General features: G+C 73.2%; 19 protein-coding genes. 9 read left to right on the top strand and 10 right to left on the bottom strand.

Annotated features, from left to right (window positions below; translation table 11 throughout):
• The first annotated feature begins 24 nt into the window (after window positions 1-24).
• The gene (locus tag OIE69_RS08755; protein ID WP_326571378.1) at window positions 25-948 is read left to right on the top strand and encodes a carbohydrate kinase family protein; all 924 of its coding nucleotides are present in this window, start codon (window positions 25-27) and stop codon (window positions 946-948) included.
• Here OIE69_RS08755 and OIE69_RS08760 read toward each other — a convergent pair.
• Both OIE69_RS08760 and OIE69_RS08765 read right to left on the bottom strand, forming a co-directional pair.
• Window positions 924-1,982, bottom strand: coding sequence for a DUF6745 domain-containing protein (locus OIE69_RS08760; protein WP_326571379.1), 1,059 nt, complete (start codon window positions 1,980-1,982; stop codon window positions 924-926). The genes OIE69_RS08755 and OIE69_RS08760 overlap by 25 nt on opposite strands.
• A 21-nt stretch (window positions 1,983-2,003) precedes the next feature.
• Window positions 2,004-2,330, bottom strand: a complete 327-nt coding sequence (locus OIE69_RS08765; RefSeq protein ID WP_326571380.1) for a hypothetical protein — start codon at window positions 2,328-2,330, stop codon at window positions 2,004-2,006.
• Window positions 2,331-2,567: 237 nt separating this feature from the next.
• Between OIE69_RS08765 and OIE69_RS08770 the strand changes: the two genes are divergently transcribed.
• From OIE69_RS08770 to OIE69_RS08795, 6 genes are read left to right on the top strand one after another with little or no spacing between them, the layout of a single operon-like run.
• The gene (locus OIE69_RS08770; protein WP_326571381.1) at window positions 2,568-3,524 is read left to right on the top strand and encodes an STM4015 family protein; all 957 of its coding nucleotides are present in this window, start codon (window positions 2,568-2,570) and stop codon (window positions 3,522-3,524) included.
• A 7-nt stretch (window positions 3,525-3,531) separates the two neighbouring features.
• Entirely contained in the window at window positions 3,532-4,497 is a 966-nt protein-coding gene (locus OIE69_RS08775) for an STM4015 family protein (RefSeq protein WP_326571382.1), read from the top strand.
• Window positions 4,478-5,635, top strand: a complete 1,158-nt coding sequence (locus OIE69_RS08780) for an STM4014 family protein (protein WP_326571383.1) — start codon at window positions 4,478-4,480, stop codon at window positions 5,633-5,635. The genes OIE69_RS08775 and OIE69_RS08780 overlap by 20 nt, the downstream gene beginning before the upstream one ends.
• A gap of 1 nt (window position 5,636) precedes the next feature.
• Window positions 5,637-6,446, top strand: coding sequence for an STM4013/SEN3800 family hydrolase (locus OIE69_RS08785; protein ID WP_326581053.1), 810 nt, complete (start codon window positions 5,637-5,639; stop codon window positions 6,444-6,446).
• The gene (locus tag OIE69_RS08790; RefSeq protein WP_326571384.1) at window positions 6,443-7,822 is read left to right on the top strand and encodes an STM4012 family radical SAM protein; all 1,380 of its coding nucleotides are present in this window, start codon (window positions 6,443-6,445) and stop codon (window positions 7,820-7,822) included. Before OIE69_RS08785 ends, OIE69_RS08790 begins: the two co-directional genes overlap by 4 nt.
• 11 nt (window positions 7,823-7,833) lie before the next feature.
• Window positions 7,834-8,724 carry an STM4011 family radical SAM protein gene (locus tag OIE69_RS08795; protein ID WP_326581055.1) on the top strand — a complete coding sequence of 297 codons (891 nt, stop codon included), beginning with the start codon at window positions 7,834-7,836 and terminating at the stop codon, window positions 8,722-8,724.
• 31 nt (window positions 8,725-8,755) lie between these two features.
• On the opposite strand, the gene OIE69_RS08800 is transcribed toward OIE69_RS08795, so the two are convergent.
• The 3 genes from OIE69_RS08800 to OIE69_RS08810 all read right to left on the bottom strand — a co-directional run bounded on the left by OIE69_RS08800 (window position 8,756) and on the right by OIE69_RS08810 (window position 10,748).
• Complete coding sequence (locus OIE69_RS08800; protein WP_089228311.1) at window positions 8,756-9,562, bottom strand: SAM-dependent methyltransferase; 807 nt, start codon at window positions 9,560-9,562, stop codon at window positions 8,756-8,758.
• An 80-nt stretch (window positions 9,563-9,642) separates the two neighbouring features.
• Window positions 9,643-9,879 (bottom strand): DUF397 domain-containing protein, encoded by a 237-nt coding sequence (locus OIE69_RS08805; protein WP_089228312.1) that lies wholly within the window; start codon window positions 9,877-9,879, stop codon window positions 9,643-9,645.
• Window positions 9,880-9,881: 2 nt separating this feature from the next.
• Entirely contained in the window at window positions 9,882-10,748 is an 867-nt protein-coding gene (locus OIE69_RS08810; RefSeq protein WP_326571385.1) for a helix-turn-helix domain-containing protein, read from the bottom strand.
• Window positions 10,749-10,885: 137 nt separating this feature from the next.
• Here OIE69_RS08810 and OIE69_RS08815 point away from each other — a divergent pair, with 137 nt between their 5' ends.
• Window positions 10,886-11,344 carry an ATP-binding protein gene (locus tag OIE69_RS08815; protein WP_326571386.1) on the top strand — a complete coding sequence of 153 codons (459 nt, stop codon included), beginning with the start codon at window positions 10,886-10,888 and terminating at the stop codon, window positions 11,342-11,344.
• Between the two features lie 43 nt (window positions 11,345-11,387).
• Here OIE69_RS08815 and OIE69_RS08820 read toward each other — a convergent pair whose 3' ends face one another.
• Window positions 11,388-12,179: an SGNH/GDSL hydrolase family protein gene (locus OIE69_RS08820; RefSeq protein ID WP_326571387.1), complete on the bottom strand. Its 792-nt coding sequence runs from the start codon at window positions 12,177-12,179 to the stop codon at window positions 11,388-11,390.
• Window positions 12,180-12,424: 245 nt separating this feature from the next.
• Here OIE69_RS08820 and OIE69_RS08825 point away from each other — a divergent pair, with 245 nt between their 5' ends.
• On the top strand, window positions 12,425-13,249 hold the full coding sequence (locus tag OIE69_RS08825; RefSeq protein ID WP_326571388.1) for a tyrosine-protein phosphatase: 825 nt from the start codon (window positions 12,425-12,427) through the stop codon (window positions 13,247-13,249).
• Window positions 13,250-13,269: 20 nt separating this feature from the next.
• On the opposite strand, the gene OIE69_RS08830 is transcribed toward OIE69_RS08825, so the two are convergent.
• The 4 genes from OIE69_RS08830 to dxs all read right to left on the bottom strand — a co-directional run bounded on the left by OIE69_RS08830 (window position 13,270) and on the right by dxs (window position 17,419).
• Window positions 13,270-13,395, bottom strand: a complete 126-nt coding sequence (locus tag OIE69_RS08830) for a DUF6126 family protein (RefSeq protein ID WP_326571389.1) — start codon at window positions 13,393-13,395, stop codon at window positions 13,270-13,272.
• Between the two features lie 14 nt (window positions 13,396-13,409).
• On the bottom strand, window positions 13,410-14,027 hold the full coding sequence (locus tag OIE69_RS08835; RefSeq protein ID WP_326571390.1) for a helix-turn-helix domain-containing protein: 618 nt from the start codon (window positions 14,025-14,027) through the stop codon (window positions 13,410-13,412).
• An 82-nt stretch (window positions 14,028-14,109) separates the two neighbouring features.
• Complete coding sequence (locus tag OIE69_RS08840) at window positions 14,110-15,513, bottom strand: aspartate aminotransferase family protein (RefSeq protein ID WP_326571391.1); 1,404 nt, start codon at window positions 15,511-15,513, stop codon at window positions 14,110-14,112.
• Entirely contained in the window at window positions 15,494-17,419 is a 1,926-nt protein-coding gene (gene dxs, locus OIE69_RS08845; protein WP_326571392.1) for a 1-deoxy-D-xylulose-5-phosphate synthase, read from the bottom strand. Before dxs ends, OIE69_RS08840 begins: the two co-directional genes overlap by 20 nt.
• Window positions 17,420-17,436 lie beyond the last annotated feature (17 nt).

Below are 17,436 nucleotides of genomic sequence, written 5' to 3' on the forward strand. Positions count from 1 at the left end.
CCAGGGTGGTGACTGGAGGTGCACATGACCACGGACGAGTCACCGTACGACGTGCTCGTCGTCGGCGGTTCCGGGGTGGACACCGTGGTGCGGGTGGACAGCCTGCCCGTACCGCTCGTGGACTCCCTGGGGGTGGAGCCGGTCCGGGAGTGGCCCGGCCAGACGGGCGGCAACGTGGCGCTGGGCTGCCGCGCGCTCGGCATGAGCGTGAAGTTCCTCGACTTCGTCGGCGAGGACTGGGTCGGCACCATGCTCCGGGAGCGCCTGGCCAAGGGCGATGTCGACTTCGAGCCGCTGATCTCCCCCGCCGGGACCCGGCGGGCCGTGAACCTCGTGGACGCGACGGGTCACCGGATGTCCTTCTACGACGGACGTGACCCCTCGGACCTGCGGATGCCGCGCGAGTTCTACCTGCCGCACCTGCGCCGGGCCCGGCACGTGCACCTGTCGATCTCGCACTTCACCCGCTTCCTCTACGACGACATCGAGGAACTCGGCCTGCCCGTCTCGACCGACCTGCACGACTGGGACGGACTGGCCGAGCACCAGCGGGAGTTCGCCCGTCGCTCCGACTTGGTCTTCCTCAGCGCCGCGGGAGCCGGCGAGCGCATCGCGGACGTGATGCGCGGAATCCTGCGCGACGGCCGCGCCCAGGCCGTGATCGCCACCGCCGGCGCGGGCGGCGCCTATCTGCTCGCGCGCGACGGGGGAAGCACGCCCCGGCACATCCCGGCCGCCACCCCGCCCGGCCCGGTGGTGGACTCCAACGGCGCGGGCGACGCCTTCCTCTGCGGCTTCCTCTACGGGCGCATGCGCGGACTGGACTTCGGGTCCTGCGCCCGCCTCGGCGCGAGCGCGGGTGCGTACACCTGCACGGCGGGCGGCAACCTGGCCCTCATCGACGCCGCGACGCTGGATTCCGCTCAGGTCTCCCGCTCCGGCTCGTAGTCGGCCTCCTCCAGTCCGAAGGTCCAGGCGACGCCCTCGCGGGCCGTCCGGGTCCGCGGCGGCACCCGCAGCCAGTAGGTCCGGCGGGTGCCGTCCGGCTCCGGCGTGGAGTTGACGACCTCGACCATCACCAGCGGCTCGTCCCCCTCCAGTTCGATCCGCCACAGCACCCCGGCCGCGTCCCGCTGCACGGGCTCGGCGCCGGACTCCTCCAGGTAGCGCTCGTAGCCGTAGTGCTCCAGCATCACCCGGCGCAGCTCGGCGTTCTCCTCCTCGCGTATCCGGCCGGGGGTCAGCCCGGCGAGCCCGTCGAGGAACTCGGCGGGGACCGGCATGCCGCGCCAGGCGTGCAGCGCGAACCCGTCCGCGAAGGCCAGCGCGGGGCCGTCGCCGCGGTCCAGCCGGCCGGCCTCGTCCCGGTGCAGTTCCAGGGGGCGTTCGGCGACGACCGCCGTCCGCTCGTACGGCCACCACCAGCCGGCGTTCCGGGCGACCGCGGTGATCCCGGCCAGCTCCCCCGTGCCCTCCTCGCCGTCGAAGGCGGCCAGCCACGCCGCGTCGTGCTGCCCGAGCACGGCGTCGAGCAGCGCGAGCCGCACTGCCTGCCCGCCCCCGGGCACCCCGGACGCCGCGTCGGCCACGGCGGTCCGTATCCGCTCGGTCAGCGATACCGTCGTGTCCCACAACTGCGCGCCCGTGACGGCCCAGTGATCCGCCCAGCCGGCCGGCCCGAGCCGGTCGGCGACCCGCTCCCGCACATCGGCCCACGGACGCGTGCGCACCGCGTCGCGCACGCTGACGCCCGCGGTGCCGTCCGCCGTGAGGCGCATGGCCAGGGCCACCGCCTCCAGCGGCGAGGCCGCCCACACGATCCGTTCCGGCTCAGGAAGTCCGGCCAGCCGGTAGGCCAGGCGTACCCCGTCCTCCGCCGCCGCCCGGTCCGCCGGTCCCGTCGCCGCCACGACCTCGCGCCACAGCGCCGCCCGGTCCGCAGCCGGCTCCGTTGCCGGCTCCGTGCTCGCCACCGTCGTCATCGCTCCGCTCCCCCGTCCTCGTCAGTCCGCCACGACGCGCACCGCGCCGGGCGCGTACTCGCGCTGCCGCACCACCCGGTACCAGCCCTTGGGCAGCGGTATCGCGGCGTGCTCCTCGTGCACCACCCGCCCGCCGTCGGGGAGATGGAGGTACGCCGAGCCGAACGGCCCGGCCTCGCGCACCAGCGTCCCCGGACCGACCACCGCGTGGGCGTGTCCCGTCACCTCGCCGAGGGCCAGCACGAGCCTGCCCCGCGCGTCCCTCGGCTGCCGCGGCAGCCGGTCCGTGCCCGGCGGCACGGCCGCCTCCGCGACGGGCACGATCAGGACGTCCCCCTGCCGGTACATGCGTGTCTCCCTTCGCCGTCGGCACCCGCCGACCCGATGTCCACGACGCTACGCGGGGGGTGTGACAACGCCCCCCGGACTGCCTGTGCACAGCCCGCGGCAGCCGCTGTCGGAGCGGCTTGGTAGAACTCTTCGCGGGCAAGGCACCACCCGCTCGACGCACCACCGGCTCCACAGCGGCACCGCAACCAAGGCACCACCCACAGCACCGCGTCCGTCCATCTCGGGAGACCACCGATGTCCTACGTCGAACATCTGCAGGAACTGAACGGCCTGCCGGCCTTCGACTTCCCCGCGCCCGAAGCGCGGCAGGAGCTCCCGGCGGCCGGCGCGGTCGCGTGGCGGCTGGCCGTCAACCCCTGGGAGGACAAGGCGAAGGAGACCTTCGCGCAGCTGTGGGACCGCTTCCTGGAGACGGTGGAGCCCGCCGGGGTGCGGGCCCTGGTCGTGGGGCAGTGGGGCGAGCCGTACGACAACGACTCCGGTGCCGTCGTGGGGCGGCTCGTGGACGCCCGGGAGCGGCTGACCGCCCTGGAGGCCGTGTTCATCGGCGACCTGGAGATGGAGGAGGCCGAGATCTCCTGGATCGAGCAGTCCGACGTGACGCCGGTGCTCGAGGCCTACCCGCGGCTGGAGGTGCTGGGAGTGCGCGGCGGCTCGGGACTGCGCTTCCCCGCGACCCGCCACCAGCGGCTGCGCACGCTCCGCTTCGAGGCGGGCGGTCTTCCCGGCGAGGCCGTCCGCGGTGTCGCCGCGAGCGAACTCCCCGCGCTGGAGCACCTGGAGCTGTGGCTCGGCGTGGAGGAGTACGGCGGGGACGCGACGGTCGCCGACCTCGCGCCGGTCCTGGCCGGCGGCCGCTTCCCCGCCCTGCGCCACCTCGGCCTGCGCAACAGCGAGATCCAGGACGAGATCGCCGCAGCCGTCGCCGCGGCCCCCGTCGTCGCCCAGCTCTCCTCGCTCGACCTGTCCCTGGGCGTGCTCACCGACGAGGGCGTGACCGCCCTGCTCGCCGGCCAGCCGCTGACCCACCTGAACTGGCTCGACCTCCACCACAACTTCGTCACCGAGCCGGTCGCCGAACGCGTGCGGGCCGCCCTCGAGCCCTCGGGCGTCGAGGTCGACCTCTCGGACCCGGGCGACGAGGACGAGTGGGACGGCGAGATCCACCGCTACACCGCCGTCGCGGAGTGATGCCGTCATGACCGTCACACACCACCTGCAGACCTTCCACGGGCTGCGCGTGCACACGCTGCCCGAGGCCGGGACGGCCGAGCTGCCCGAGCCCGACGCCGTGGCCTGGCGGCTGGACTGCTTCGAGGCCGGCGACATCCCCTTCCCCGAGGTGTGGGGCCGCTTCACCGCCGCGGTCGACACCACGCGGGTGTGCGCCCTGGTCCTCGGGCCCTGGTGGGACGACGAGTACTGCGAGCTGCGTCCCGTGCTGGACCTGGTGCTCGCGGACGCCGAGCGCTTCCCCGCGCTGCGCGCCCTGTTCCTCGCCGACGTGACCGGCGAGGAGTGCGAGGTCTCCTGGCTGCAGCTGACCGACGTCACGCCGGTCCTCGAACGCTTCCCGCTGCTGGAGGAGTTCGGTGTCCGCGGCGGCGACTCGCAGGGGCTGGGCGAGGAGCCGCTGTCGCTGCGCCCCGTCCGCCACGAGGCGCTGCGCGAGCTGCGTTTCGAGTCCGGCGGGCTGCCCGGGGCGGTCGTGCGGGCGGTCGGCGCCTGTGAACTGCCCGCGCTGGAGCGGCTGGAGCTGTGGCTCGGCGTGCAGCAGTACGGCGGGGACGCCACGGTCGCCGACCTCGCGCCGATCCTCGCCGGCGGCCGCCTCCCCGCCCTGCGCCACCTCGGCCTGCAGGACAGCGAGCTGCAGGACGAGATCGCGGCCGCCGTGGCCTCGGCGCCCGTCGTCGCGCAACTGGAGACGCTGAGCCTGTCCATGGGCACGCTCACCGACACCGGTGCCGAGGCCCTGCTGGGGGGCCAGCCGCTCACCCACCTCAAGCGGCTCGATCTGCACCACCACTTCATGAGCGGCGCCGTGACCGAGCGGCTGCGCGCGGCCGTGGGCTCGGCGGGCACCGAGGTGGACCTGTCGGAGCACTGCGAGCCGCACCGCTGGCGGGACGAGGAGTGGCGCTATGTCGCCGTCTCCGAATAGCGGCACCGGCGGTGCGCTCCGCATCGCCGTCGTCGGCAACCCCGGCAACCGCAGGACGACGCTCTTCGCCGACGCGGTACGTGCCGCGGGGCATCCCGCGCCCCGCGTGCTGGCGTGGCGCGACGTGCTGCGCGGCCGGTACGCCTTCGCGCCCGGCGAGTTCGTGCGCGTCGACTCGCCCGGCGAGGACGCCGAGGTCGACCGTCTGCTGCGAGGCGCCGACGACCCGGCCCGGGTCGAGGGCACCGCGCTGTGGTACCGCCGTTTCACCACCGCGGTGCGCGAGGTGACCGATGCGGCCCGCCGGGCCGGTGCGGTGCCGTCGGCGGACGCCGGGGAGATCGCCATCCTGTTCGACAAGCGGCGCTGCCACGCCCGGCTCGCCGCCGCGGGCGTCCCGGTGCCGCCCGCACCCGACGGGCCGCCGGTGCGCGGCTGGGACGAGCTCAAGGAGCGCCTGCGCGCCGCCCGGATCCCCCGGGCCTTCCTCAAGCCCGCACACGGCTCCTCGGCCTCCGGGGTGGTGGCGCTGGCGACGGCGGGCCCGGGACGGGTCAAGGCCACGACCTCGGTGGAGACCGCCGCCGACGGGCGCCTGTTCAACTCGCTGCGGGTCCGCGAGTACCGCACGGAGCCGGAGGTCGCCGCCCTCGTCGACGCGCTGGCCCCGGACGGGCTCCACGTCGAGCGCTGGCTGCCCAAGGCGTCGCTGCACGGCCGGGCGGCCGACCTGCGGGTGGTGGTGGTCGCCGGCCGCGCCACGCACGCCGTCGTCCGCACCAGCCCGCACCCGATGACGAACCTGCACCTCGGCGGCACGCGCGGTGACCTGGACACGGCCCGCGCGGCGATCCGCGCCGCGGGCGGCGACTTCGGCGATGTGCCGGCGCTCGCGGAACGGGCGGCCGCGTGCTTCCCCGGCACGCTCTGCGTCGGCGTTGACGTCCTGCCCGCGACCGGCTGGCGCCGCTTCGCCGTCGGCGAGGTCAACGCCTTCGGCGATCTGCTGCCCCGGCTCACCGGCCTCCCGGGAAGCGGCGCCGAGGGCCTGGACACCTATGCCGCCCAGGTCGCCGCCGTACCGGCCGCGATGGACCGCGCGCGACGCGAGGAGCACCACCATGACGCCACCGCTTGACATGAACCAGATCGTGGGCAGCCACGACATCCTGCTGGTCACGCTGGACACCCTCCGCCACGACGTGGCCGAGGAGCTGGCCGCGGCCGGCCGCATCCCCCATCTGGCCCGCCATCTGCCCGGCGGCCGCTGGGAGCGCCGGCACGCGCCCGGCAGCTTCACCTACGCCTCCCACCAGGCGATCTTCGCGGGCTTCCTGCCCACGCCCACCGCGCCCGGCCCCCACCCACGGCTGTTCGCGGCGCGCTTCGCCGGCAGCGAGAGCACCGCGGAGGGCACCTTCGTGTACGACACCCCCGATCTGGTGTCGGGCCTGGCCGCGGCCGGCTACCGCACGGTGTGCATCGGCGGCGTCGGCTTCTTCAACAAGCAGGCGCCGCTGGGCTCGGTGCTGCCCGGGCTCTTCCAGGAGAGCCACTGGGAGCCCGAGTTCGGCGTGCCCTCCCCCACCTCCTTCGAGGCCCAGGTGGCCCGCGCCGAGGAGGTCGTCGCCGCCCTGCCGCCGGGGCAACGCCTGTTCCTCTTCGTGAACGTCTCCGCACTGCACCAGCCCAACTGGTTCCACCTGCCGGGCGCCACCCGGGAGGCGGGCGACTCGCGCGCCACCCACGCCGCCGCCCTGGAGTACGTCGACCGCCACATCGGCAGGCTCTTCGCCGCCGCCTCGAGCCGCCGCCCGTGCCTGGCCGTCGTCTGCTCCGACCACGGCACGGCGTACGGCGAGGACGGCCACACCGGCCACCGCATCGGCCACGAGGTCGTGTGGACCGTTCCCTACGCCCACTTCCTCCTCGACGGGGCCGCCCGATGACCCTCACCGACGTGACGCTCTCCCCGACGCCCCCGGCCACGGCCGCCGTGCGCCCGTACCGGCACTACGTGTACGCGTACCCGCACAAGACGGCCTACCGCGCACTGCCCCGCGAGCGGGCCCGGCTGCGCGATCTGTGGGCGGACGAGCCGAAGGACGCGCTGTCCCTCTACTTCCACATCCCGTTCTGCGAGGTCCGCTGCGGCTTCTGCAACCTCTTCACCAGGATCGGGGCGCCCGGCGGCCTGGCCACCGCCTATCTGGACGCTCTGGAGCGCCAGGCCGCGGCGGTGCGGGAGGCGCTGGGCGAGGGCGCGCGGTTCGCCAACGCGGCCTTCGGCGGCGGCACTCCGACGTACCTGGAGGCCGCCGAGCTGGAGCGGCTCTGCGACCTCGCCGAACACGGCCTGGGGGCCGACCTGCGGGCGATACCGCTGTCCGTGGAGGCCTCCCCGGCCACCGCGACCGCCGACCGGCTGTCGGTGCTGGCGGAGCGCGGCACCACCCGGCTGAGCCTGGGGGTGCAGAGCTTCGTCGAGGCCGAGGCGCGCGCCGCCGTCCGCCCCCAGCGGCGGGGCGACGTCGAGGCGGCGCTGGGCAGGATCCGGGAGGCGGGCATCCCCGTCCTCAACATCGACCTGATCTACGGCATCGACGGCCAGACCGAGCGGTCCTGGACGGAGTCGCTCGACGCCGCGCTCGCCTGGCGCCCCGAGGAGCTGTACCTGTACCCCCTGTACGTCCGCCCGCTCACCGGCCTCGGCCGGCACACCGCAGGCACCGAACGGGGCGAGGAGGCGTGGGACGAGCAGCGGCTGCGGCTGTACCGCCACGGCCGCGACCATCTGCTGGCACACGGCTACGAGCAGGTGTCGATGCGCATGTTCCGCCGTGCGGACGCGCCGACCACCGGCGGCGGGGACTACGCCTGCCAGACCGACGGCATGGTGGGCCTCGGCTGCGGAGCCCGCTCGTACACCTCCAGGCTGCACTACTCCTTCGACTACGCCGTCGACATGCACCGCATCCGCGGCATCATCGACGCCTACACGGCGCGCACCACACGGGAGTTCGGCCACGCCGACTACGGCTGGGCGATGGACGAGGAAGAAGCCCGCCGCCGTCATCTGCTCCAGTCCCTGCTGCAGGCCGAGGGCCTGTCCGTCGCGGAGTACCGGGCCCGGTTCGGCTCGGCGCCCGGGGAGGACTTCGCCGAGGAGCTGGAGCGCTTTTCGGACCGGGGCTGGCTGGACGCGTCGGCGGGCCCGGACGTGCTGCGGCTGTCGCCCGAGGGCCTGGCCCACTCCGACGCGGCCGGTCCCGAGCTGTTCTCCGCCGCCGTGGGCCGCCGTATGGCCGCCTACGAGCCCAAGTGAACGCCCACGCCATGGACCTGACGATCCTCTATCGCGGACCGCTCGCCTCGTGCGACTACGACTGCCCGTACTGCCCCTTCGCCAAGCGCCGTGACAGCCGCGCCCAGCTGACCGCCGACCGCTCCGCCCTGGAGCGCTTCGCCGGCTGGGCGGGCGAACAGACCGGGGACCGGCTCTCCCTGCTGTTCACCCCGTGGGGCGAGGGCCTGGTCCGCTCCTGGTACCGGCGCGCCCTGGCGGAGCTGAGCCGGCTGCCGCACGTCCGCCGGGTGGCCATCCAGACCAACTTGAGCGGCCGCACGCAGTGGCTGAACGAGGCCGACCCGGACACGATCGCCCTGTGGTGCACCTTCCACCCCGGCCAGACGCCCTACGACCGCTTCCTGGCCAAGAGCCGCGACCTGGCGGAGCGCGGCCTCCGCCACAGCGTGGGCGTCGTCGGCCTGCCGGAGCACCTGGAGCAGGCCCGCCGGCTGCGGCAGGACCTCCCGGACCACGTCTACCTGTGGGTCAACGCCGCCGAGGGCCACACGTACACCGACGACGAGGCGGCGCGGTGGACCGCGCTGGACCCGCTCTTCCCGTACAGCCGGCATCCGCACCGCAGCGCGGGCCTGCCGTGCCGCACGGGCGAGTCGGTCGTCTCGGTGGACGGCGAGGGCACGGTGCGCCGCTGCCACTTCGTGCGCGAGGAGCTGGGCAACCTCTACGACGGCTCCTACCGCGCGGCGCTGCGTCCGCGCGCGTGCCCGCTGGCCGTCTGCGACTGCCACATCGGCTACGTCCACCTGGAGACGCTGCCGTTGTACGACGTGTTCGCGGGCGGGGTCCTGGAACGGATCCCCGCCGCGCCGCCGCCCGGGCGGACACCGCTGCGGCTGCTGGCGCCGGGCTCCTCGTAGCGGGCGGCCCGGCGCGCCCGGCCCGGCGGCGTCAGCCCTTGCGGCCGACTCCACCCCAGAAGGCGATGCGGACGTTCTCGCCCTCCTGCACGAGCGGGCCGTCCGGGCGCCACAGCGGTACCTGCACCAGGCCCGGCTCGACGAGGGAGAACCCTTCGAAGAAGGGCTCGATCTCCGGCTTGCCGCGCAGGGTGAGGGTGGAGGTGGCGTTCTTGTACGCCTCACCGGCGTCGGCGTCGACGTCCCGGTGGAAGTCGGTGGTGCCGTGGCTGAGGATCAGCAGGCTGCCGGCCGGCAGGTTCTTGGTGAGGGTCCGCACGATCCCGGCCGGGTCCTCGTCGTCGCGGACGAAGTGCAGGAGCGCGACGAGCATCAGGGCGACGGGCTCGTCGAAGTCGATCAGCTCCCGGATCGTGGCGTGTTCCAGGATGGTCTCGGGCTCGCGGACGTCGCCGAGGAAGAAGCCGGCGTTGCCGGTGTTGGTGAGCCGCGCGCCGGCGTGGGCGGCGACGATGGGGTCGTTGTCGACGTAGGCGACCCGGGCCTCGGGGACGACGGAGCGGGCGACCTCGTGGGTGTTGGGCGAGGTGGGGATGCCGGTGCCGATGTCGACGAACTGCCGGATGCCCTGTCCCGCCGCGTAACGCACCGCGCGCTGCATGAAGTCCCGGTTGGCGCGTGCGCTGGGGCGCGCGTCGGGAGTCATGTGGATCACCATCTCGGCCGCCTCGCGGTCGGCCTCGTAGTTGTCCTTGCCGCCGAGGTAGTAGTCGTACATCCGGGCCGGGTGCGGCCGGCTGGTGTCGATCTCCTCCGCGGGGAAGCCCTTGTCGGTCAACGCCCTGCTCCGTTCGGATTCCGGTGGCCCTTGCGGGTCCAGGTCGGTGCGGTCGGTGGTCTTCCGTTCCGTCCCGCCGCTCACGGCAGCAGGAAGTCGGCCTGGCCGGCCTTGGCGCCCTGGATGAACGACATCATCTCGCTGCCGGTGTAGATCAGGCAGGGCCCGTCCGGGTCCGCGGACTGCCGTAACGCCACCCGGCCGTCGTCCATCCTGAGGGCTTCGACGCACGAGCCGCCGTTGCCCCCGCTCCACGGCTTGCGCCAGCCCTCGTCGGCGAGTTCCCCGGCGGGCATGCCGTTGTAGATCCGCTCCATGGTCATGTCTCCTTGTGGATGCCACCGAGGATCCGCTCGGTGCTCTGGGTCGGCGCGGCTTGTGCGCACATCCGGTCCAGGGCCTCCAGGAAGGTCGAGACGTCGTCGCGGTCGTCGAAGTAGACGGCCCCGACCAGGCTTTCGGAGTAGACGACGTCCGGGAGGTCGTGCGTCTGGAACCGGAAGATGTGGAACGGGCCGTACATGGCGGGGTGCGGTCCGGCCGTGAACGGCATGATCTGCAGTCGTACGTTGGGCAGGGCGCAGCCGTCGATCAGCCTGGCGATCTGGGCCCGCATGACCGCCGGACGGCCGATGGGTCTTCGCAGGACCGTCTCGTCCATGACGATCCAGACCAGCGGCGCGTCCTCCCGGGTGAGCAGCGCCTGGCGCTCCATGCGCAGCGCGACCCCGCGTTCCACCTCCGCGTCGCCGGCGCCCGGGTTCCCCGCCCGCAGCACCTCGCGCGCGTAGTCCTCGGTCTGCAGCAGTCCGGGGACGTAGTGCGGCTCGTAGGCGCGGATGACGCCGGCCTCGCCCTCCAGGCTCACGAAGGCGCTGAACCAGTCGGGCAGGACGTCGCGGTAGCGGTGCCACCAGCCGGGCTGGTTGGCCTCCCGGGCCAGCGCGAGGAACTCCTCCAGCTCCGCCGGGCCGGTGACCCCGTAGGTGCGCAGGAGCTTCTCGACGTAGGGGATCTTCAGGCCGACCTCGGCCTTCTCCATGCGGCGGATCGTGGCGTGGGTGACGTCGAGGGCCCGGCCGGCCTCCTCGAAGGAGAGCCCTGCCTTCTCGCGCAGGTCCTGGAGCCGTTTGCCGAGCACCACCCGGAGGACGGTGGGAGCACCGGCCGACCGTGCGTCCGTCACGACCAACTTCCCCAACTCCCCTCTGCTGCAAGCAGTGTGTCATGCCGTCATCGAAAACCGACAGTGCGCACCGGCCGTTCTGTAAATTACAGATCGCATCTTGCCAACGGTTCGAACGGGACCGCATAGTTAGCGACGTGGCCTCCTCACCAGACGCTCTGCGGTTGGAGCGCCGTGGCACCCTCGACGCCCGTCGCTGCCAGGACCTGTTCCGTTTACCCGCCCACGGGTCCTCGGTCGCCGACGCACGCCATCGCGTGCGGGCACGACTGCGGGAGTGGGAGACGGACGAGGGACTGCGCGACGACGCCGAGATGATCGTTTCCGAGCTCTTCACCAACGCCGTCATGCACACCGGCAGTGAGTTCATCACCTGCGGTATGCGGTACGACGGCACCCGGCTGCGGCTCGAAGTCAGCGACCAGGGGCGCGCGCCGACTGCGCCCCGGCCGCGGGCGGCGGGCGTGGACGAGGAGGGCGGGCGCGGCCTGCTGCTGGTGGGCGCGCTCTCGCAGGCCTGGGGCGTCCGGCCCACCGACGACGGCGGCGGCCGGGTCGTGTGGGCGGAACTCGGCTCAGGGGCGCCGCCCTTCTGACGTCAGCCCTGCGGGGCACGCCCCGGGACCCGACCGCCGCCGCCTACAGCGGCAGCAGGTCCGGGCGCTTGGGTTCCACGTTGTCGCCGGAGGACTCCCCGCGCAGCCGCCGGCCGATCCAGGGCACGAGGTACTCGCGGGCCCACTGGATGTTGTCCCGCCGAATCTCGGCGGGCGCGCGGAACCTCTCCGGCGGCCACGCCTGGTCGGGGTCGGCCGGCACCTCCAGGCCCAGCACCTGCGCGGCGCGCAGGGCGACCCTGGTGTGCCCCTCGGGCGACAGGTGGAGGCGGTCGGCGTCCCAGGCCCTGCGGTCCTGGACCGAGCGGAGCGACCACAGGTCCAGCACCGGCGATTCGTACCGGTCGGCGATAGCGCGCACATGGGCCGTGTAGGTGGCGATCTTGCCGCGCAGATGCCGCAGCACGGGAATGCCCCGGGTGTCGAAGCCCGTGCACAGCACGACGGTGCCGACGGTCCCGGTGAGGCGGGCGACCGCCGCCTCGTAGCGCTCGGCGACGTCGTCCGGGTCGCTGCCGGGACGGAGGATGTCGTTGCCGCCCGCGCAGAAGGTCACGAGGTCGGGCGCGAGTTCCACGGCCCGCGGCACCTGCTCCTCGACGATCTGGTCGAGGAGGCGGCCGCGCACCGCGAGGTTCGCGTACCGGAAGTCGTGCTCGGGGCGGCGGTCGGAGAGGAGGACCGCCAGCCGGTCGGCCCAGCCGATGAACGTCCCGTCGGGACCCGGATCGCCCACACCTTCCGTGAAGCTGTCCCCCACGGCTGCGTACGACCCGATGGCGTCGCTCTTGTCTGTTGTCGAATCGTCTGGCACGTCAGCACATACTTCACCTCCTCAAGCGACTTACGCCAGCGTAACCAGGGGTTGACGGGGGGTGATCTATCCCACCCGGCCGGATCCACCGGAAACGGAATAAGACGGCGTTCCGCCGACGTCGCGACGGCCCCCTTCCGCGATCACATACCGGGCGGTACGGGCCCGGCCGGGGTACCGTAAGGTCGGGAGTGGTCCGGCCGCCGGTGACCCGCACCGCCCGGCCCCTGAGCGAAGGAGCGCCGGTGACCGAGCAGACGCCGCAGACCGCCCCGTCGGAACCCGAGCTGTCCGGGGTGCGCAACTTCCGCGACGTGGGCGGCCTCCCGACGACCGACGGCCGCCGCGTGCGGTACGGACGGCTCTTCCGCAGCGGCCACCTGGCGCACGCCACCGCCGAGGACGCCGGATTCCTCTCCTCCCTCGGACTGCACACGGTCTTCGACTTCCGCAACGCCTCCGACATCAGACTGGAGGGCCCGGACGTCGAGCTGCCCGGCGTGCGCAACGTGAACATGCCCCTGAGCGACCCCGCCCAGGGCGCCGAGTTCTGGACCACGGTCCGCGACGGCGACATCGCCGCGCTGCGCGAGATCCTCGGCGGGGGCCGCGCCGCCGCGCGCATGGTGGAGGCGTACCGCCGCATCGTGCTGGACCGCACCGCCGAGCAAGCCCGCATGCTGGAACTGCTCGCCGAGGACGAGTCGGTGCCGGCGCTGCTGCACTGCGCCGCGGGCAAGGACCGGGCCGGCACCTCGATCGCCGTCATCCTTCTCGCCCTCGGGGTCGAGCGCGACGCGATCGTGGAGGACTACCTCAAGAGCAACGAGGCCCACCGCCGTTACCGCATCAGGCGCGGCGACGACGCGGAGCCGGCGAGCACACCCGAGGTCATGGAGCTGCTCGGCCCGCTCTTCGACGCGCGCAAGGAGTACCTGGAGACCGCCTTCGACACCATCGAGGAGCACTGGGGCTCGGCGGACCGCTACCTCGAGGAGGGGCTCGGCCTCACGCCCGCACGGCGCGAGCGGCTGCGCGCGCTCTTCCTGGACGGCGCGCAGCCGGCCTGACCGGGTCTGCCGGGGCCGCCCTACTTGGCCCCGGCCAGATGGAAGATCAGGAAGAAGAACGCGGCGATGATGTGGACCCCCACCAGGTAGATGAAGGCGCGCACCTTGAAGCCCATGGGGGCCTTGTCGCGGGAGTCGGCGGACACGGTCAGTCCTCTCGTCATGCGCCGTGGGGGCGCGGGGAACGGCCGTCGCCCAGGCACAGCTCGGCGACGGAACTCCGCAGCAGCGTGTGGACGAACAGCAGATCGACACCGTTCGGCGAGGCCGCCGCGATGCGGTGCGGGGTGAGCGAGTCGAAGTGGGCGCTGTCGCCGGGCGCCAGCCGGTGCACGGCCTCCCCGAGGGTGAGCCGCAGCTCGCCCTCGAGGACGTACAGCCACTCCTCGCCGGCGTGGACGCGGACCAGCCCCTCCTGGGGACCGGGGGGCACGTGCAGCCGCAGCGCCTGCATGGCCCGCCCGGGGTTCCCGGCCGGCCAGTACGTCCAGCCGCCGGCCTCCGCGGGCGGCACGGAACCGCCGCGGACGACCGGCTCGCGCTCCGGTGAGGTCTCGCCGAGCAGGTCGGACACCGTGGTGCCATAGGTGCGGGCGAGCGCCAGCAGCATGGGAAGCGAGGGCTGCCGCTGGCCGGTCTCCAGCCGGGACAGGTGCGCGGGCGAGAGCCCCGCGCGGGCGGCAGCCGCCTCCAGCGTCAGCCCGCCCCGGCGGCGCAGCGCGCGCAGCTGGGGGGCGACGTCCGGCAGGGGCGCCTCGTCCGCGGATGGTGAGGTCATACCTCAGGTATAGACACGATTCGCCTCTGAGGCAAAAATTTTGCCTCAGAGGCAAGGACCGTGGGCCGGGCGACGGCCCGGGTCAGCGGCCCGCGACCGCCTGCTTCACCAGTGTCCGGCCGAACTCCCACATCAGGCCACCGCCGCCGTGTGCGTCGTCCATCACGGCGGTGAAGGCGTCCACGAAGCGGTCCACCTCCCGCTCGCCGATGACCAGCGGAGGGATCAGCTTGATCACCTCCAGGTGGTCCCCGGAGACCTGGGTGAGGATACGGTGCCGCTGCAGCAGCGGCACGACCACCATCTGCGCGAAGAGCCCCTTGCGGGCCGCCTGCAGCATCGTCCAGCGGCTGCGCAGCCCCAGCGACTTCGGCCGGCCGAACTCGATGCCGATCATCAGGCCCCTGCCGCGGACCTCGTACAGCAGCTCGTAGCGGTCGACGAGGGCCGCGAGGCGGTCGCGGAGCAGGTCCCCGGTGACCCGCGCGTTGGCGACGACCTTCTCGTCCTCCATCACCGCGAGGGTGGCCAGCCCCGCCGCCATGGCCTGGGCGTTGGAGCCGAAGCTCGCCGAGTGCACCAGCACCCGGTCCATGGACGAGTAGACCTTCTTGAAGATCCAGTCCTTGCCGAGGGTGGCGCCCACGGGGACATAGCCGCCCGACAGTGCCTTGGCCACGCACACCAGGTCCGGCTCGACGCCCTCTTCGTGCTGGTAGGCGAAGAAGTCGCCAGTGCGGCCGAGGCCCGTCTGCACCTCGTCGGCGACGAGCAGCGCCTTGTGCCGGTGCAGCAGTTCCTGCGCCGCCCGCAGGTAGCCGGGCGGCGCGGCGTGCACGCCCTTGCCCTGGATCGGCTCGACGATCAGCGCGGCCACGTCGCCCTTGGCCAGCTCACGCTCCAGGGCCGCAAGGTCGCCCAGGGGCACGGCGGTGTCGGGGAGCAACGGGTCGAAGCCCTCCCGGAAGCCGCCCTCGCCGTTGACGGACAGCGAGCCGGTGGTCAGCCCGTGGAAGGCGTGGTCGCAGTAGAGCACGCGGGGCCGGCCGGTGGCGTAGCGGGCGAACTTCAGGGCCGTCTCGACGGCCTCGGTGCCGCTGTTCCCGAAGAACACCCGGTCCAGGCCCGGCGCATACGACAGCAGCTTCTCCGCGAGCAGGCCCGGCAGCGGCTGGCAGTCGAAGCGGGTGAGGTCCGCCAGCCCGGCGTCCAGGACGTCGTGCAGCGCCTTGCGGACGACGGGGTGGTGGCGGCCCAGGCCCATCACCCCGAAGCCGGCGAGCATGTCGAGGTGGTCCCGGCCCTCCTCGTCCCAGAAGTACGCGCCCTCGGCCCGCTCGTAGACCTTGTCGAAGCCGATGGTGTGCAGCATGCGCGGCAACTGGTGGTTGAGGTACCTGGCGTGCAGGTCGTAGCGCTCGGCTCCGCGCTCGGCCAGCAGGGTCGCCAGGTCGAACCCCTTGGGCTCAGGATCGGGCGGTGTCATCGCTCAGGTGCCTCTCGTCCGGGTGCTGCTCGTCCGCCGTGAGACGGGCCAGGGTGGCCCCGATCCGGCCGGCGATCTCGGCGGGGGTGAGCCCGATGTCGGCGAGCACCTCGCCCCGCTTGGCGTGCGCCAGGAACTGCTGCGGGATGCCGAAGTCGCGGACCGGCACATCGGTCTCCGCGTCGCGCAGGGCCTGTGCCACCGCGGAACCCACGCCCCCGGCACGGCCGTTGTCCTCGACGACGGCGACCATGCGGTGCCGGGCGGCGAGCGCGGGCAGCTCCGCGTCGAGCGGCTTGACCCAGCGGGGGTCGACGACCGTGACGCCGACGCCGCGTTCGCGCAGCAGGGCGGCCGCGGCCAGGGAGACCGAGCCGAGGGCGCCGACGGAGATCATCAGCACGTCCGGCCGGTCGCCGCGGTGCAGCACGTCCATGCCGCCGACCCGGTCGATGGCCGGCAGCGCCTCGCCGACGGTCTCCTTGGGGAAGCGGACGACGGTGGGCGCGTCGTCGACGTCGATCGCCTCGCGGAGCTGCGCGCGCAGTTGGTCGGCGTCGCGCGGCGCGGCGATCCGCAGGCCCGGGACGACCTGGAGGATCGACATGTCCCACATGCCGTTGTGCGAGGCGCCGTCGTCGCCGGTGACGCCGGCCCGGTCCAGCACGAAGGTGACGCCGCACTTGTGCAGCGCGACGTCCATCAGCACCTGGTCGAAGGCGCGGTTGAGGAAGGTCGCGTACACGGCGACCACCGGGTGCAGGCCGCCGGTCGCCAGGCCCGCGGCCGAGACCGCCGCGTGCTGCTCGGCGATCCCGACGTCGTACACGCGGCGCGGGAAGGCCTTGGCGAACTTCTCCAGGCCGACCGGCTGCAGCATGGCCGCCGTGATCGCCACGACCTCGGGGCGCTCGGCGCCGATCCGGACCATCTCGTTGCCGAAGACCGACGTCCACTTCGGGCCGCTCGACGGGGTGAGCGGTTCACAGGTGAGCGGGTCCATCGCGCCCACGGCGTGGAAGCGGTCCGCCTCGTCGCGCTCGGCGAAGGCGTAGCCGCGGCCCTTCTCGGTGAGGCAGTGGACGAGGACGGGACCGTGGAAGCGCCGGGCCCGGCGCAGCGCGGACTCGACCGCGGCGACGTCGTGTCCGTCGATCGGGCCGAGGTACTTCAGGCCCAGGTCCTCGAACATTCCCTGCGGGGCGAAGGCGTCCTTGAAGCCCTTCTTGGCGCCGTGCAGGGACTCGTACAGCGGCTTGCCGACGACGGGTGTCTGCTGGAGCACCTGCTTGCCCCAGGCCAGGAAGCGCTCGTAGCCGTCCGTGGTGCGCAGGGTCGCCAGGTGGTTGGCGAGGCCGCCGATGGTGGGCGCGTAGGAGCGCTCGTTGTCGTTGACGACGATGATCAGCGGGCGGTCCTTGGCGGCGGCGATGTTGTTCAGCGCCTCCCAGGCCATGCCACCGGTGAGCGCGCCGTCGCCGATGACGGCCACGACGTGGTCCTGCCGGCCGAGCACCTGGTTGGCCTTGGTGAGGCCGTCGGCCCAGCCGAGCACCGTGGAGGCGTGGCTGTTCTCGATGACGTCGTGCTCGGACTCGGCGCGCGAGGGGTAGCCGGACAGACCCCCCTTGCGGCGCAGTTTGGAGAAGTCCTGACGGCCGGTCAGGATCTTGTGGACGTAGGACTGGTGACCCGTGTCCCACAGGATGCGGTCGGCCGGCGAGTCGAAGACCCGGTGCAGGGCGACCGTCAGTTCGACCACGCCCAGATTGGGTCCCAGGTGCCCCCCGGTCCTGGCCACCGCCTGGACCAGGAATTCACGGATCTCCACTGCGAGTTCGCCCAGCCGCTCCGGCGGAAGGGCCTTCAGGTCGCGCGGACCACGGATGTTCTCGAGCAGCGACACTTTCCCACCTCGCTCCC

Origin of the sequence: Actinacidiphila glaucinigra (assembly GCF_035918135.1) — a bacterium.
Classification (GTDB): Bacteria; Actinomycetota; Actinomycetes; order Streptomycetales; family Streptomycetaceae; genus Actinacidiphila; species Actinacidiphila glaucinigra.

What these genes read in the sequence shown, in the direction of transcription:
- OIE69_RS08790 (WP_326571384.1), top strand. Translation starts at nt 6,443, where the DNA reads ATGACCCTCACCGACGTGACGCTCTCCCCGACGCCCCCGGCCACGGCC.
- OIE69_RS08835 (WP_326571390.1), bottom strand. Translation starts at nt 14,027, where the DNA reads ATGACCTCACCATCCGCGGACGAGGCGCCCCTGCCGGACGTCGCCCCC.
- OIE69_RS08840 (WP_326571391.1), bottom strand. Translation starts at nt 15,513, where the DNA reads ATGACACCGCCCGATCCTGAGCCCAAGGGGTTCGACCTGGCGACCCTG.
- OIE69_RS08785 (WP_326581053.1), top strand. Translation starts at nt 5,637, where the DNA reads ATGAACCAGATCGTGGGCAGCCACGACATCCTGCTGGTCACGCTGGAC.
- OIE69_RS08795 (WP_326581055.1), top strand. Translation starts at nt 7,834, where the DNA reads ATGGACCTGACGATCCTCTATCGCGGACCGCTCGCCTCGTGCGACTAC.
- OIE69_RS08805 (WP_089228312.1), bottom strand. Translation starts at nt 9,879, where the DNA reads ATGGAGCGGATCTACAACGGCATGCCCGCCGGGGAACTCGCCGACGAG.
- OIE69_RS08780 (WP_326571383.1), top strand. Translation starts at nt 4,478, where the DNA reads ATGTCGCCGTCTCCGAATAGCGGCACCGGCGGTGCGCTCCGCATCGCC.
- OIE69_RS08775 (WP_326571382.1), top strand. Translation starts at nt 3,532, where the DNA reads ATGACCGTCACACACCACCTGCAGACCTTCCACGGGCTGCGCGTGCAC.
- OIE69_RS08760 (WP_326571379.1), bottom strand. Translation starts at nt 1,982, where the DNA reads ATGACGACGGTGGCGAGCACGGAGCCGGCAACGGAGCCGGCTGCGGAC.
- OIE69_RS08770 (WP_326571381.1), top strand. Translation starts at nt 2,568, where the DNA reads ATGTCCTACGTCGAACATCTGCAGGAACTGAACGGCCTGCCGGCCTTC.
- OIE69_RS08765 (WP_326571380.1), bottom strand. Translation starts at nt 2,330, where the DNA reads ATGTACCGGCAGGGGGACGTCCTGATCGTGCCCGTCGCGGAGGCGGCC.
- OIE69_RS08755 (WP_326571378.1), top strand. Translation starts at nt 25, where the DNA reads ATGACCACGGACGAGTCACCGTACGACGTGCTCGTCGTCGGCGGTTCC.